Source organism: Amycolatopsis vancoresmycina, from assembly GCF_000716785.1.
Classification (GTDB): Bacteria; Actinomycetota; Actinomycetes; order Mycobacteriales; family Pseudonocardiaceae; genus Amycolatopsis; species Amycolatopsis vancoresmycina.
Genome location: NZ_JNYY01000006.1, coordinates 149,627 through 162,827, shown reverse-complemented (window position 1 = coordinate 162,827; position 13,201 = coordinate 149,627). Strand labels below are relative to the sequence as shown.

At 69.7% G+C, this 13,201-nt stretch carries 15 protein-coding genes; 2 read left to right on the top strand and 13 right to left on the bottom strand.

The window, feature by feature from the left end:
- Nucleotide 1: 1 nt before the first annotated feature.
- The gene (locus tag OO60_RS15795) at nt 2-1,798 is read right to left on the bottom strand and encodes a multicopper oxidase family protein (protein WP_033261577.1); all 1,797 of its coding nucleotides are present in this window, start codon (nt 1,796-1,798) and stop codon (nt 2-4) included.
- Nucleotides 1,799-1,988: 190 nt separating this feature from the next.
- Between OO60_RS15795 and OO60_RS15790 the strand changes: the two genes are divergently transcribed.
- Together OO60_RS15790 and OO60_RS15785 are read left to right on the top strand one after the other, a co-directional pair.
- Nucleotides 1,989-2,783, top strand: coding sequence for an HAD-IIA family hydrolase (locus OO60_RS15790; protein WP_033261576.1), 795 nt, complete (start codon nt 1,989-1,991; stop codon nt 2,781-2,783).
- Between the two features lie 37 nt (nt 2,784-2,820).
- On the top strand, nt 2,821-3,621 hold the full coding sequence (locus tag OO60_RS15785; RefSeq protein ID WP_004560011.1) for a metallophosphoesterase family protein: 801 nt from the start codon (nt 2,821-2,823) through the stop codon (nt 3,619-3,621).
- Here OO60_RS15785 and OO60_RS15780 read toward each other — a convergent pair.
- The 12 genes from OO60_RS15780 to OO60_RS15725 all read right to left on the bottom strand — a co-directional run bounded on the left by OO60_RS15780 (nt 3,618) and on the right by OO60_RS15725 (nt 13,106).
- Complete coding sequence (locus OO60_RS15780; RefSeq protein ID WP_004560010.1) at nt 3,618-3,992, bottom strand: YccF domain-containing protein; 375 nt, start codon at nt 3,990-3,992, stop codon at nt 3,618-3,620. The genes OO60_RS15785 and OO60_RS15780 overlap by 4 nt on opposite strands.
- Complete coding sequence (locus tag OO60_RS15775) at nt 3,992-4,738, bottom strand: PhzF family phenazine biosynthesis protein (RefSeq protein WP_004560009.1); 747 nt, start codon at nt 4,736-4,738, stop codon at nt 3,992-3,994. The genes OO60_RS15780 and OO60_RS15775 overlap by 1 nt, the downstream gene beginning before the upstream one ends.
- Nucleotides 4,739-4,785: 47 nt before the next feature.
- Nucleotides 4,786-6,225: a hypothetical protein gene (locus tag OO60_RS15770; protein ID WP_033261575.1), complete on the bottom strand. Its 1,440-nt coding sequence runs from the start codon at nt 6,223-6,225 to the stop codon at nt 4,786-4,788.
- Nucleotides 6,226-6,227: 2 nt separating this feature from the next.
- On the bottom strand, nt 6,228-6,713 hold the full coding sequence (locus OO60_RS15765) for a hypothetical protein (RefSeq protein WP_051767700.1): 486 nt from the start codon (nt 6,711-6,713) through the stop codon (nt 6,228-6,230).
- Between the two features lie 111 nt (nt 6,714-6,824).
- Complete coding sequence (locus tag OO60_RS45860) at nt 6,825-7,376, bottom strand: DUF3558 family protein (RefSeq protein ID WP_162146254.1); 552 nt, start codon at nt 7,374-7,376, stop codon at nt 6,825-6,827.
- 46 nt (nt 7,377-7,422) lie between these two features.
- Entirely contained in the window at nt 7,423-8,136 is a 714-nt protein-coding gene (locus tag OO60_RS15755) for an ESX secretion-associated protein EspG (protein ID WP_004560005.1), read from the bottom strand.
- Nucleotides 8,137-8,171: 35 nt separating this feature from the next.
- Entirely contained in the window at nt 8,172-9,347 is a 1,176-nt protein-coding gene (locus tag OO60_RS15750; RefSeq protein WP_004560004.1) for a ComEA family DNA-binding protein, read from the bottom strand.
- A complete protein-coding gene (locus tag OO60_RS15745; RefSeq protein WP_004560003.1) occupies nt 9,344-9,787 on the bottom strand; it encodes a hypothetical protein in 444 nt (147 codons plus the stop codon). Before OO60_RS15745 ends, OO60_RS15750 begins: the two co-directional genes overlap by 4 nt.
- Nucleotides 9,784-10,359: a 4Fe-4S single cluster domain-containing protein gene (locus OO60_RS15740; protein ID WP_004560002.1), complete on the bottom strand. Its 576-nt coding sequence runs from the start codon at nt 10,357-10,359 to the stop codon at nt 9,784-9,786. Before OO60_RS15740 ends, OO60_RS15745 begins: the two co-directional genes overlap by 4 nt.
- On the bottom strand, nt 10,347-10,556 hold the full coding sequence (locus tag OO60_RS15735) for a DUF2997 domain-containing protein (RefSeq protein ID WP_004560001.1): 210 nt from the start codon (nt 10,554-10,556) through the stop codon (nt 10,347-10,349). Before OO60_RS15735 ends, OO60_RS15740 begins: the two co-directional genes overlap by 13 nt.
- Nucleotides 10,553-12,169 carry an AAA family ATPase gene (locus OO60_RS15730; protein WP_004560000.1) on the bottom strand — a complete coding sequence of 539 codons (1,617 nt, stop codon included), beginning with the start codon at nt 12,167-12,169 and terminating at the stop codon, nt 10,553-10,555. Before OO60_RS15730 ends, OO60_RS15735 begins: the two co-directional genes overlap by 4 nt.
- Nucleotides 12,170-12,206: 37 nt before the next feature.
- Nucleotides 12,207-13,106, bottom strand: a complete 900-nt coding sequence (locus OO60_RS15725) for an SMP-30/gluconolactonase/LRE family protein (RefSeq protein ID WP_004559999.1) — start codon at nt 13,104-13,106, stop codon at nt 12,207-12,209.
- Nucleotides 13,107-13,201: the final 95 nt, after the last annotated feature.

Sequence of the window (13,201 nt, the reverse complement as noted above, 5' to 3'; positions counted from 1 at the left end):
CTTACCACTCACGACCGGCGGATCGGGCGGCGTCGTGGTGGTGGCCGCCGCCCGGGTGGACGTGGAACTTCGCCACCTCGGGCGGGTGCACGACGAACGGCCGCATCATGCCCTCGTCCTCGTGGTCGAGGATGTGGCAGTGGAACATGAACTCGCCGGTGCCACCGCCGAACTGGCCGGCGACGCTCACCCACTGGCCGGGCCGCACGATGATCGTGTCCTTCCAGCCCTCCTCGTACTTCTCCAGCGGGATGTCGGTGAAGCCGGCGATCGGCGTCGTCGTCCGCTCGGTGGCCTGGTCGAACGTCGTGGTGAAGCTGCGCCGGAACAGCGCCTGGAACTCCGTCAGGTGGATGTGGATCGGGTGCGCGGGGCCGCCATTGGCCACGTGCACCAGGTTCCACACCGCCCACCGGTCGTGGTCGATGAAGATCCCGGTGGTGTCGTCGAAGAGCCGCCCGTTCAGCCGGAACGTCTTCAGCCCGCCGTTCGGGTCCTGGAGCTGGACGATCCCCGGGCCGCCCGGGTCCGCCTCGACCTCCTGGAGGTCCCACATCTCCGGGTGGCCCTCGGCGTTGAGCAGCAGCGCGACCCAGACGTGGTCGTGGTCCTCCGGCAGCGTCGTGCCGTGCTGCAGGCGGACGTACGACGTCGACAGCTTCGCCGGGAGCGTGAACGGGTCGTGCTTCGCGCGGCCGTCCACCCGGAACTCCATGAGGTCCGGCTCGACGGCGCCCAGCTGCGGGTCGGCGTTGCGCAGCTTCAGCTTCCGGCCCTTGAAGCGGCTGAAGTCGATCAGCACGTCGAACCGCTCGGCCGGGGCGACGGTCAGGCCGCCCTGCGGCAGCTCGGCGGGCGCGGGCAGCAGGCCGCCGTCGGTGCCGATCAGGCGGACGGCGTCGTTGACCGGCACGTTGTTCTCGTCGACCAGGTTGAGCGTGTAGAACCGTGAGTTCGCCGCGTTGAGCAGCCGGAAGCGGTACCACCGGGCATCGACGTCGAGGTGCGGCCAGATCACGCCGTTGACCAGGTTGAACGGTCCGGAGAACGGGATCAGCGTGCCGTTCGGCAGGGCCGGGACCTTGAACAGCAGCTGCCCGGTGAGTTCCTGGGTCGCCGGGTCGGTGTCGAGGTTCCGGTCGGTGATGATCAGCGGGATCTCGTGGTCGCCGTGCGGCAGGCGGAGCGCGTCCTCCTCGTCGTCGCGGACCAGGTACAGGCCCGCCAGACCCGTGTGGACGTTGAAGCGGGTGATCGCCATGGCGTGGTCGTGGTACCAGAGCGGCATCGCCTGCTGCTGGTTCTGGTACTCGGCCAGCTGCGACGTCCCCTTCAGGCCCGCGTTGTGCGCCCAGCCGTCGTTGCCGGCGTTGGTGCGGGCGCCGTGGAGGTGGACGACCGTCCACGACGGCAGGTCGGCAACGCCTTCGATGATCGAGTAGCCCGGCCGGTCCAGGTCGCGGCCCGGCCGGCTCGTGGGCCCGTCGGTGATCGGCCCCTGAACGGCCACCAGCGGGAACTCGCCGTCGATTTCGTTCGACCACGAAATCCGCAGCTGCTTGCCGCTGCGCACTTCGATCGTCGGACCCGGGAAATGCCCGGCGTACGTCCACAGCGTACTTTCGGGCAATTCCGAGTGGAGCTTCTGCCGCTGCGCCACCATCGGAATGGTGATCGTGTCCCGGCCGCGGGGCCGGAGCACCGGCGGAATGCGCAGCGGGTCGAGGAACTTGGTGAGCCCCCAGTTCGGCGCGGTGATCGGCCCGGCGGCCGCCGGGCGCTCGATGATTTCGGTCATTTGTTTCCCCCTTCGGTGCGGGGGCAGGAAGAATTGCGCGGCGGCGCGCACGCCGTCGACGTCGAAAAGTATTCCCCCGAACCCCCTCGGTGACCGGCAACGCGACTCCCCGCGCGCTACCGGCAATTCCAACGGTACCCGTTTTCGGCGTGGCCCGCAGGTGTCCCGCGTGCGTGATAGGTTCCGCACCATGAGCGAACGCCGGTGGACGTACCTCTCCGACATGGACGGCGTCCTGGTGAAGGAGGAGCACCTCGTCCCGGGGGCCGACGAGTTCCTCGCCGAGCTGAAGGCGAACGGCATCGACTTCCTGGTGCTGACGAACAACTCGATCTACACCCCGCGCGACCTGCGGGCCCGCCTGGAGCGCACCGGCCTCGACATCCCCGAGGAGTCGATCTGGACCTCGGCGCTGGCGACCGCGAAGTTCCTCTCGTCGCAGCGGCCGAACGGCTCGGCGTACGTCATCGGCGAAGCGGGCCTGACGACGGCGCTGCACGAGGTCGGCTACGTGCTGACCGAGCGCGACCCCGACTACGTCGTGCTGGGCGAGACGCGCACGTACAGCTTCAGCGCGATCACGCGCGCGATCCGGCTGATCGAGGGCGGCGCGAAGTTCATCGCGACGAACCCCGACGCGACCGGCCCCAGCCTGGAGGGCTCGATGCCCGCCACCGGGTCCGTCGCGGCCCTGATCGAGCGGGCCACCGGCCGGTCGCCGTACTACGTCGGCAAGCCGAACCCGCTGATGATGCGCTCGGCGCTGCGCCGGATCGGCGCGCACTCGGAGTCGACGCTGATGATCGGCGACCGGATGGACACCGACGTGCACTCGGGCATCGAGGCCGGGCTGCAGACCATCCTGGTGCTCACCGGCATCTCCACCCGGGAGTCGGCCGAACGCTATCCGTACCGGCCCACACTGGTGATCGACTCGATCGCTGACCTGATCGGGCGGACCCTGGACCCGTTCGGCGAAGGCTGAGCGCGGGCCGGGCGGAAGCAGGGCTTATCGTCACCGGATGAGCAAGTCGACGTACGTGGTCGGCGACGTCCACGGGCACCGTGACGAACTCGCCGACGCGCTGAGATCCGAAGGCCTGGTCGACGAGGAGGACAACTGGTCCGGCGGTGAGGACCAGCTGTGGTTCCTGGGCGACTTCGTCGACCGCGGCCCGGACGGCGTCGGCGCGATCGACCTGGTCATGCGCCTGGAAGGGCAGGCGGCCGAGGCCGGCGGCCAGGTACAGACGCTGCTGGGCAACCACGAGATCCTCGCGCTGGGGATGTACCACTTCGGCGACGAGCCGGTGCCGTCCGACTTCGGCCCGCGCAGCTTCGCCCGCAGCTGGGAGATCAACGGCGGCCTGCTGTCGGACCAGGACCGCCTGACCCCGGAGCACATCGAGTGGCTGACCGCGCGCCCGCTGGCCGCCGTCGCCGCCGACCACCTGCTGCTGCACTCGGACACGCTGGAGTACCTCGACTGGGGCTCGTCGGTCGACGAGATCAACGAGGCGGCTCGCGAGATCCTCGAGGGCAGCGACATCGAGGCGTGGTGGGACGTGTGGCGCCGGATGACGACGCGGTACGCCTTCCGCGGCCCGGACGGCGAGGAAAACGCGCAGAAGCTGATGGACGAGCTCGGCGGGTCGCGGATCGTGCACGGGCACAGCGTCATCGCCGACCAGCTGGGGATCCACCCGACGCAGATCGAGGGCCCGTTCCTCTACGCGGGCGGCAAGGCACTGGGTGTCGACGGCGGGTTGTTCGTGGGCGGGCCGTGCCTGGTCGTCGAGCTGCCCTACGAGCCGGAGTCCTAGGCGATCTCGACGATCTCCTTGCCGAGCGGCACCAGCGACACGGGGATCATCTTGAAGTTGGCCACGCCGAGCGGGATGCCGACGACGGTCAGGCACAGCAGGACGCCGGTGACGACGTGCCCGAGGGCGAGCCACCACCCGGCGAAGACGAACCAGACGACGTTGCCGAGGCAGGAGGCGACGCCCGCGTCCCGCCGGTCGACGACGGTGCGCCCGAACGGCCAGAACGCGTACTGCGCGATCCGGAACGACGCCAGCCCGAACGGGATGGTGACGATCAGCAGGCAGCAGATGACGCCGGCGAAGAGGTAGCCGACGGCCATCCAGAAGCCGCACAGGACGAGCCAGATGATGTTCAGCAGGGTGCGCATCAGACGTGCAGCTCCCCGCTCAGGACGGTGACGGCCTGGCCGGCGAGGTGCACGCGGTCGCCGTCTTGCCGGGTCCGGACGATCCCGCCGCGGCTGGATGCCTGCTCACCGGTGAGTTCTTTCCGATCGAGCCGTTCGGACCAGTAGGGCGACAGGATGCAGTGCGCGGAGCCGGTGACGGGGTCTTCGTCGATGCCGACGCCGGGGGCGAAGAAGCGGCTGACGTAGTCTGTTTTGTCGCCTTGCGCGGTGACCAGCAGCCGTCCGGTCCAGGTGTGCTTGAGCTTGGCGAGGTCGGGTTCGAGGTGTCGGACCGTTTCGGCGTCTTTCAGGACCGCGAAGAGGTTTTCGACGCCACGGCCGGTGTACTCGATCTCGACGCCGGGCAGGATCCCGGACAGGTCGTCATCGGCCGGCTGTGGTGGGTCGGAGGGGAAGTCCAGCTCGACCCAGCCGTTTTCGGCTTTGGCCCGCAGTTCCCCGCTCTTGGTGGCGTAGGTCTGTTCGCCACCGAGGACGTGCGTGACGGCGAGGGTGGCGTGCCCACAGAGGGCAACCTCGACGGCGGGGGTGAACCACCGAAGCGACTTCGTCGTGGTGACGAAGAAAGCGGTCTCGGCGTGCTTCATCTCGGCGGCGACGGACTGCATCCAGGTCTCGTCGGCGGGCTCGTCCAGCAGGACGACCCCGGCGGAGTTCCCGGCGAAGGCGCGATCGGTGAAGGCGTCGACGATGAAGAAGCGCATGCCACCAATGTAGCCGGGCTTTTCCGGGTTCTCCTCGGGTCTGTCCCTTAGGTGGTCTCCCCGATGGTCGGCTTGACGACCTTTTCGCCATCAGGCCCACGTTCGGCCTTGAGCTCGAAGACCCCTTCGTCGACGGCGTACTTGTTCTTGTGTTCTTTGTCGTCTTCTTTCTTTTTCCCGGCGGCGGTGGCGGCACCGGGAGCGGTGCCTTTGCCTTTGGCAGCCGCGGCGGCGGTCGCCCCGCGTTCGAGCCGTTCGCCGCCGGTCTTGCCGCCGGTCTTCCCGCCCTCGGCTTCCTTGGGTGCGGTGCCGGCACTACCGGAGACCCGCGACCCGGCGAACCCGGTACCGGCCCGGCCGACGCCTTTCCCGCGGGTGATGTCACCGCCGGCGGTGTTGCTGCCGCCGGTCGTGGTCCCGGGCAGGGCGAGCCCGTCGGGCGTCACGCGGCCGAAGGTGCTCGCGGCGGGGGTGGCGCGGAAGTTGGTGTTGCCGCTGAAGGTCCCGGTGCCGCTGGTGGTGCCTGGGGGGACGTAGGTGGGTGGCGGGGTGGTTCCTGGCAGGGGCCCCGGTCCTCCCGGTGTCCCTCCTGGGCCTGTTCCGCCGGGGACGAAGGTGCCGGTGGTGCCGCCGGGGCCGGGTCCGGTGCCGCCGATGGTGGGGGTGCCGGTGAAGCTGGTGCTGCTGGTGCCGTGGAAGCCGCTGACGGAGGTGGAGTCCCCCTGGCCGAGCTGGGGAGGCGGGGTGTAGGTGGGCTGGGTGCTGGCGGTTTCGTGGTAGGTGGAGTCGAGGTTCTGGAGCACCTGGACGGCCTGCTGATGAGCGGCATCGGCCTGCTGCTGCTTGGCGGCGACGTTGTTCATCGTCTGCGTTGCGCCGATGAGGTCACCGGACTGGTACTGCTGGGTGGCCTTGTTGATTTCGGCCTGCTGGTTGAACCCGGTGGGTTCGGGCATGTTCTTCTGCGCGTGGTCAGCAGCGGCCGCTTGCTGCGAGTAGCGGTTGGAGCTGAGCTGGGCAGCGTTCGCCGTTTCGGCGGTGTAGCTGGCGGTGTTCTGGAAGAACCCGTGCGCCTGCGCGGCACCGGAACCCTGCCACTGGATCTCGCTCGAGTTGACGGCATCGTTCGCGGCGTCGGAGACGTCGGCGAGCCAGTTGCCGATCCGGTTGGCCAGCCGTCCCCGGTCGTCGAGGTCCTTCGGGTCCATGTTCTGGTGGACCATGTTGTACAGGTCTTCGTGGGTGCTGGCGGGGTAGTTCTGCCCCGGGGCGGGTGCGTCGCCGCGGGTGGCCTGGTTGTGCAGGAGAACCTTGCCCTGCTCGACCGAGTACTGCGCAGCCTGGTTCTGGGTTTGCGGCGTCACGCCTTCGCGCGCGTCGCCCTGGTCCTCGGCTCCGAAACGGTGGACGTTCTGCTGGAGTTTCTGCTGCGTCTCGGCGTAGAAGTCACCTTCGTACTGCCGATGTCCGGCGTGCTCCTGGGCCATCGTCACTCGCTCCCGCGCAGTTTGGCGAACGTCTGGGCGTGGGCGTCCTCGGTCTCGCGGTAGTTCTTACGAGCGATCGCCAAAGCCTCTTTGACCTGCTGGAAACCTTTGATGAGCAGTTCCAGGTTCGGGACGAGGGACTGCTCGTCGCCCGCGGCGACCTTCACGTTGAACTGGGCTACTTGGTCTGCGTAGTCGCTCGATCCCATCCGCGGTTTCCAGGCCAGCACCTCGAGCTCGTATTCGATGCCGCGGTAACCGTCGATGAATTCGTCGCAGACCTTCGTGTACTTGTCGAGCCCGGCCTGGTTGATGGCGAAGCCGCCGTTCAAGGCCAGGTTCTTGAGCCCTTGGGCGCCTTCGTTAAGGCGCTTCGCCCCCTCCGGATCGGTGGGGGTGTTGAGGAGTCCTGAGAGGAAGTTCGACCCTGCGTCACCCGAAGCGGGTGCGGCGATCGGCTGGTCACTGAAACTCGCGTCCGAGCTCACGTCAGGTCCCCTCCCGTCGAGCAGTACTCTCGGTGCCCGGCTCCTACTGTAGTAGTGACTGGCGGTCAGTGGCAGAGGCGACAGCCGGACGTATGTCACTCCTCCGTTGGCTCAGCCGGCGGGCAGCAGTTTCTCGACCTTGATCGCGATCGCGGTCACCCGATCGCATGCCTCCTGCGTCGTGCCGTTGCCCGAAACGGAAACGAGGGCCCGCGAGTTCGGCTTGACCTCGATGGAGATGGTGCACTGGCCCACGGCGCCGATGCCCTCGCGTTCGATGATCGCGTTCCGTTTTCCGACGTGGCCCGTCGATGCCTTCGACGGGTCCGGGATGTTCTGGTCGTAGCCGGCGTTGTCCTGGAGCGCTACGCCGACGTTGGCGTCGCCCGGCTTGTTCGAGGCGCAGCTTCGCGCGCTGTCCACGGTTCCCGGCGTGGCCGCCGGGAAGCCTTCGCCCGCCATGACCTGGTCGATGACGGTGCACGGGTTCATGCCCGCGAACGGGTTGTCGCCCGTCGCGGCGCTCGGTGCGGTTGTCGGGGCGCTGCTCGACGGCGTACCCGCTGCTTGCGGTGTACCTCCCACCTTGCTGTCGCAGGCGCTCAGCGCGAGTGTCAGCGTCGCCAAGGTGAGGACGGTGGCGCGAAGGCGTACTCGGGTCACGACTTGAACACTACGGGTAGGCCGGACGCCGGGGCGAGGATGCAGGTCATCGGTGGGTTGTCTCCTCGATGCGCTCGTGCAGCCACTCTCTCAGGTGTCCCCCGTCCGAGGGGACGAACTTCATCCGGGTCTCGCCGCCCGGCAGTGGCTCTGTGAACGTCAAATACCGTCCGCCGTCGGTGTCCGCGAATGTCACCGTTCCTGCCGGGCGCAGGTTGCCCTGGCCCAGTCGGGTCGACAGCTCGAACGTGCCGTGGCGGTGCGTGGCCCACTGGGCGTACGCCCTCAACGCCTCCGTGTCCGGCTTCCGGCTCGGGCCCTGCGTCGACGTCACCGGGGCCACCGGCAGCGGTCCGTAGCGGGGGAGGATGCCGACCAGGGCGTCGACCAGGTGGTCCGGGCGGATCCGGACGAAGTTGATCGCGTCCGGCAGCAGCTCCGAGTAGACGCCCAAGCCGTGGCCGATTGTTGCTCGGTAGAACACCTGGCGGCCGTCCGTCACCTCCGCCGCGCGGACGATGATCAGCACCTCCGGCTGCGTCCACGCCCTCAGTGTCTGCTCCACCTCGATGTCCAGCTTCTCCGGGCCCGCCAGCCCCCGCGCCCGCAGTGACTCCCACGCCTCCGCCATGGCGCGGTCGTGTTCCTCCAGCGTGTGGCCCGGGCTGCGGATCTCGAACGGGTGCCAGTTCGCCGGGAGGCCCGTGCGGCTCACCGCGGCGGTGACCTCCGTCAGGCCCAGCGAGAATTCCTCCGGCACGTCCCCGAGCGTAGCGGAACCGGTACCCCGCGCCGTCAAATGTCGAGCTGGCGGATGCCCGTCTCGGGGGAGTCCACCCGGCTGGCCGTCGCCCGTCCGCGTAGGCGGACGATCTCGTGCGGCTGCATTCCCAGCTCCACCCCGAATGCCTCCACGTCCGGGAATCCGCCCTGACGCCGGCGCAGCTCCAACGCCGACGCCACCTGCGGCGGCGAAAGGCCCAACGTCGCCAACGAAGGACCCGAAGCCGTGTTGACATCTACCAGAGGCGAAGGCGGCGGAGCCAACGCATCCGGGACGTAAGCCTCGAGCATGTCGTTCTGCCGCAAATCGCGCGTCCCCAGCCCGACCGTGAACACCCGCGATCCCGCCGAAGCACCCACCGCGATCCCGTCCCGCGCCAGCGAAAGCACCGGCAGCCCCGCCGCTAGCACCGTGTACCGCTCGTTGAACGTCGTGCCGATCGGGCGCAGCACCCGGACGCTCACCCCCACCGTGAACGTCCCCCGCCGCCCCTCCGGCACCTCGACCGCCGCCACCACCGAACCGTTGCCCAGGTCGGTCACCCCGTGCACCGCCGCTGTGCCGTCGCGCCGCTCCGACGTCTCCGGTAACGCGAACGCCGTCAGCGCGTCGCCCGGGAACGGTGGTGTGTCGCATTGGAAGCCCAGCAACACCGTTCCCACCTGGCCCGCCGCCAATGACTCGAGCGGCCCCGCCGGGCCGAACAACCCCAGTACGCGCACCGGCTGGCCGCTTCGCGCCACCGAACACAACGCGCCCGACCGCAGGACGCCGTCCCGGACCTGCACCTGCGCGTGGAAGCCCGTCAGCTCGTCGAACGACGGCGCCAGCACCGAAGCGACGCCCTCCCGGCGGCTCAGGTCCGGGCCCACCGCGTCGTCGGTGTACAGCTCCAGCGCGTCGCCCTTGCCGAGGTCCCGCCGGCCGGTCGCGACGAACACGTCCTTCAGGAACCCGGCTTCCGTCACCGGTTCGACGTCGCTGGAGAAGAACTTCTTCCGCACCATGATCCCGAGCCGCAGGTTGTCCGCCACGACGCGGTCGGCCCGCAGCAGCCGCGCGCGGGCGCCGCGGGTCGCGCGTCCGATGCTCACCTGGCCGCCGGGCAGCTCGCCGAGGCCGGGGACGGTGACCGAGTCGTGGATCGCCTTGCCGAACTCGATCAGCCCGACCCTCGTCTCGGTCACGACGTCGCGGCCAGCGTGACGCTGATCGACTGGTCGGCGTTGACCCGCTCGGATTCGACGACCATCCCGTTCGCGGCCGCGCGCTGCTTCAGCCGGGCCAGCACCGCTCGCTGCACTTCGGCCGCGTACGCCTCGTCGACCGACAGGACCAGCCGCGAAGCTTCGGCGGGCACGAGGCCCGGGCCGTCGACGTGCGCCACCTGGACGCCGTCGGGGCCGTAGGTGAACGTGATCCGCCGTCCTTCCCACGCGGCCGTGACGGCGTTGCCGTCGTCGGTGACCTGGGCGCGCAGCCCGGTCAGCGCGCGGGCCAGCAGGTCCCGGTGCCGCATCCGCGTCCGGACGGTGACGACACCCTGCTGCGCCTGCGTGTGCGCGGCGATGGTGGCCGCGTCGAGCTGGGCCAGCGCCGCACTGCGCAGCTTGAGCGTGACACTCATCGGTGATCCCCTTCGAGCAGCGCTTCGAGTACTTCGGTGGTGGCGAACCCGTTCAGCTCGATCCCGCCGTCCGGGGCGATCCGCAGCTCCAGGCGGTTCGGCGTGGTGAAGATCGACTCGTCGTAACGATCGCTCAGGAAGTGGAACCGCTGGTTCGCCGAACCCACCCACGGCCGTGACTTCTCCGGCCGGTCGACCAGAAACGGTCCGTCCACCAGCAGGTCCGTCGAGTCCAGCAGCGAAGACGGCGGCAGGTCCTCCAGGACGTGCCCGGTGAACGTCATCACCGAAAGACCTGCGGACCGGACCGCGGAAGCGAAGTGCCCCAACGGTTCCGCCTGGTCGAACGGCTCGCCGCCGAGCAGCGTGACGCCTTCGATCCCCTCGATGGCCACCACCCGGGACACCAAGTCCTGCCACGACGACGAAAACCCGCCGCGGGTCGTCCACGTCTGCGGGTTGAAACACCCCGGGCAGCGCACCGAACACCCCTGCGTCCACACGGCACACCGCGCACCCGGGCCTTCGGCGAGGGTGACGTCGACGATCCGGTGCAGGTTCAGGAGTTCCATTGCGACTGCTGCTGCACAGCGGTGTTCTCCGCGGCAACCCGCCGGTAGTCCTCGGTGAACTCCGACGCCACCGTCTCCGCGCCGAGCAGGTCCTCCAGCAGCGGGATGTAGTCGAGGCACTTCGAGCCGGTCACGCCGTGCGTCTCGGCGCTGATCGAGCCGTCCTTGCCGATCGTCACGGTCACGCGGTGCGTCATACGTCGATCGTCCTCCCACTCGGTGACGCCGGCGGCGGCGCCGCGACCCGCTCGGCGACCGCTTCGCCGGTGGTGTCCGTGGCGGCGACGGCCCTGGTCTCCGCCCAGTTCCGGATGGCCAGGATCTCGTCGGCCTGGGTGACCGACAGCGGCACGGTCGACTTCACCGCCCGCACGAGGTCGTCGCGGCGCAGCGGCCGCTTCTCGGCGAACGCGTCGACCAGGCCGGACAGCACCGCCTGCTCGATTTCGGCGCCGCTGTAGCCCGCGCTGACGTCGGCGAGCTCGGCGAACAATGCGTCGTCCATGGCCAGCTCGCCGGCCACGAACGGGTCGGTGACGCGCTTGCGCAGGTGGATCCGCCAGATCGCGGCGCGCTCGGGCGCCGAGGGCAGGTCGACGAAGAAGATCTCGTCGAACCGGCCCTTGCGCAGGAACTCCGGCGGCAGCGAGCCGACCTGGTTCGCGGTGGCCATCACGAACACCGGCGCCGACTTCTCCTGCATCCACGACAGGAACGTGCCGAACACGCGCCGCGCGGTGCCGCCGTCGCCACCACCGCCCGCGCCCGCGAGGCCCTTCTCGATCTCGTCGACCCACAGCACACAGGGCGCGATGCCCTCGGCGGTGCGGATCACCGTGCGGATGTTCTTCTCGCTCGACCCCACGAGCCCGGCGAAGACGCGCCCCAGGTCCAGCCGCAGCAGCGGCAGCCGCCACATGTTCGCGACGCACACCGCGGACAGGCTCTTGCCGCAGCCGGGCACGCCGGTGAGCAGCAGGCCCTTCGGCGCCGCCAGGTTGTACGCCGACGCGGCGGGCGTCCACGTGCCGGTGCGCTTGGTGAGCCAGCGCTTGAGCCGGTCGAGGCCGCCGACCGCGTCGAAGCTCGTCTCCGCCGGCACGATGTCGAGCATCCCGGACCGGCGCACGGCCTGGCGCTTCTCGGCGAGGATCAGCTCCAGGTCGCTCGGGTCCAGCCCGCCGCCCTCGACCAGCGCCCTGGCGAACGCGTTCTCGGCCTCCGGCAGGGTCAGCCCGCGGGCGGCGCCGATGATCAGGTCGCGGTCGGCGCGGTCGATCCCGATCCGGACGTGCTGCCGGTGCGCGGCGACCATGCTGTCCAGCAGCTCGCCGATCTGGCGCTGGTCGGGCAGCGGGAAGTCGACGACGGTCGCGTCGTGCTCCAGCTCCGGCGGCACGGGCAGCGACGGCGAAACCAGGATCACGCTCAGCGGCACCGGCCGGGTCTTGAACGCGGCCGCGAGCTCGCGCAGCCGCCGGACGACGTCGGGATCGGGCCGGTGGCCGCCCTCGGAGACCAGCGACGGGTGCAGATCGGCGAACACGAAGACGGCGGGCTCGCCCCAGCCGTAGACCCGCTCGAGGGCGGCGGACGCGGCACGCGTCTCGTTGATCGGCGGCCCGCCCGCCGGAGCCAGCCCGGTGGTGGACGACCAGACGTACACGCGGCGCGGGGTCCGCAGCCGGTTGGCGTCTTCGGCGACCGCGCGGATCTCCCGCAGCACCCGCTGCTCTTCGTGCGTTTCGATGACGAGCAGCGGGTAGCGCGCCTGCAGCAATTGGGTCAGCTCGTCGCGGAACCCGGCCATCGGTCGCCCCCTCGAAGTCCGTTCGGACCCTACCAACTCAGGCGTCGACGACGAGGACCTCGTACGTGGGGCTGGTGGGCGGGTAGCCGCTGTAGATGTGGGAGTTGACGACCGCGAGCCGGTTGCCCACCTTGATCGCCGAGACCGGCTGGTCGAACAGCGGGTCGGTGATCGTGCCCGCGGCCGTCCCGTGGCTCAGGCCGCCGTCGAGACACCACCGGGTGATCTTGTCGTCGAGCTGGACCGCCCAGAGCCGGTTGCCTTCGAGCACGAGGCTGGCCACGCTGGACGCGGCCACCCCGGCGATTTCCGCGCTGACCCCGGTGTGCGGATCGATCGTGAACACCTTGCCCGGGATCGTCGCGGCCACCAGCAGGGTGCCGCCGGACGGCGTGGCGATGATGTCGTTCATGAAGAAGTCGCCCGGCGCGCCGCCCGCGCCCGGCCCGCTCAGCGGCAGGGTGCGCGGGGTGCCGAGCCGGCCGCTCACGACCGGCACGAAGAACAGCTGCGGGTGGTACGAGTCGGTGAACCACGCGCCCTGCGGGGTCACCACCACGTCGTTGACGTAGGACGTCTGCGGGTCGCCGAAGGTGTAGTCGGCGACCTTCGCCTTGGTGCGGACGTCGTAGACGTAGGCCTTGCCGCCGGCCGCACCGGCGACGAACAGCAGGTCGTGGCGCCGGTCGAAGTCCACCCCGGCCGCCATCTGGCCGGGCGGCGCCTCGATGAAGCGCTCGGCCGTGCCGCGCCCGAGGTTTTCGCGGAAGATCGTGCCGGCGATCAGGTCGCCGGTGTAGTAGTCACCGCCGCCGGCCGCGGTGATGCCTTCGGCCGACGTGGCGCCGGGCAGCACGATCACCCGCGTCGCCGCCGACGCCGGTGCGGCCACCGCGAGCAGCAGGACGGCGGCTGTCAGAGCCAGGACTTTTCGCATCGGTTTTCCTCCCCTTTTCCCGGAGAGATCCTGCCACCGAGCTGGCTGACCCGGTACCGGGTTCTTAGACTCGGGCCCAGTCACCGCCGACTTCA

Excerpts from the sequence above, each read along its gene's own strand:
- OO60_RS15795 (WP_033261577.1), bottom strand. The coding sequence starts at position 1,798 with ATGACCGAAATCATCGAGCGCCCGGCGGCCGCCGGGCCGATCACCGCG.
- OO60_RS15790 (WP_033261576.1), top strand. The coding sequence starts at position 1,989 with ATGAGCGAACGCCGGTGGACGTACCTCTCCGACATGGACGGCGTCCTG.
- OO60_RS15785 (WP_004560011.1), top strand. The coding sequence starts at position 2,821 with ATGAGCAAGTCGACGTACGTGGTCGGCGACGTCCACGGGCACCGTGAC.
- OO60_RS15780 (WP_004560010.1), bottom strand. The coding sequence starts at position 3,992 with ATGCGCACCCTGCTGAACATCATCTGGCTCGTCCTGTGCGGCTTCTGG.
- OO60_RS15775 (WP_004560009.1), bottom strand. The coding sequence starts at position 4,738 with ATGCGCTTCTTCATCGTCGACGCCTTCACCGATCGCGCCTTCGCCGGG.
- OO60_RS15770 (WP_033261575.1), bottom strand. The coding sequence starts at position 6,225 with ATGGCCCAGGAGCACGCCGGACATCGGCAGTACGAAGGTGACTTCTAC.
- OO60_RS15745 (WP_004560003.1), bottom strand. The coding sequence starts at position 9,787 with ATGAGTGTCACGCTCAAGCTGCGCAGTGCGGCGCTGGCCCAGCTCGAC.
- OO60_RS15740 (WP_004560002.1), bottom strand. The coding sequence starts at position 10,359 with ATGGAACTCCTGAACCTGCACCGGATCGTCGACGTCACCCTCGCCGAA.
- OO60_RS15735 (WP_004560001.1), bottom strand. The coding sequence starts at position 10,556 with ATGACGCACCGCGTGACCGTGACGATCGGCAAGGACGGCTCGATCAGC.
- OO60_RS15730 (WP_004560000.1), bottom strand. The coding sequence starts at position 12,169 with ATGGCCGGGTTCCGCGACGAGCTGACCCAATTGCTGCAGGCGCGCTAC.
- OO60_RS15725 (WP_004559999.1), bottom strand. The coding sequence starts at position 13,106 with ATGCGAAAAGTCCTGGCTCTGACAGCCGCCGTCCTGCTGCTCGCGGTG.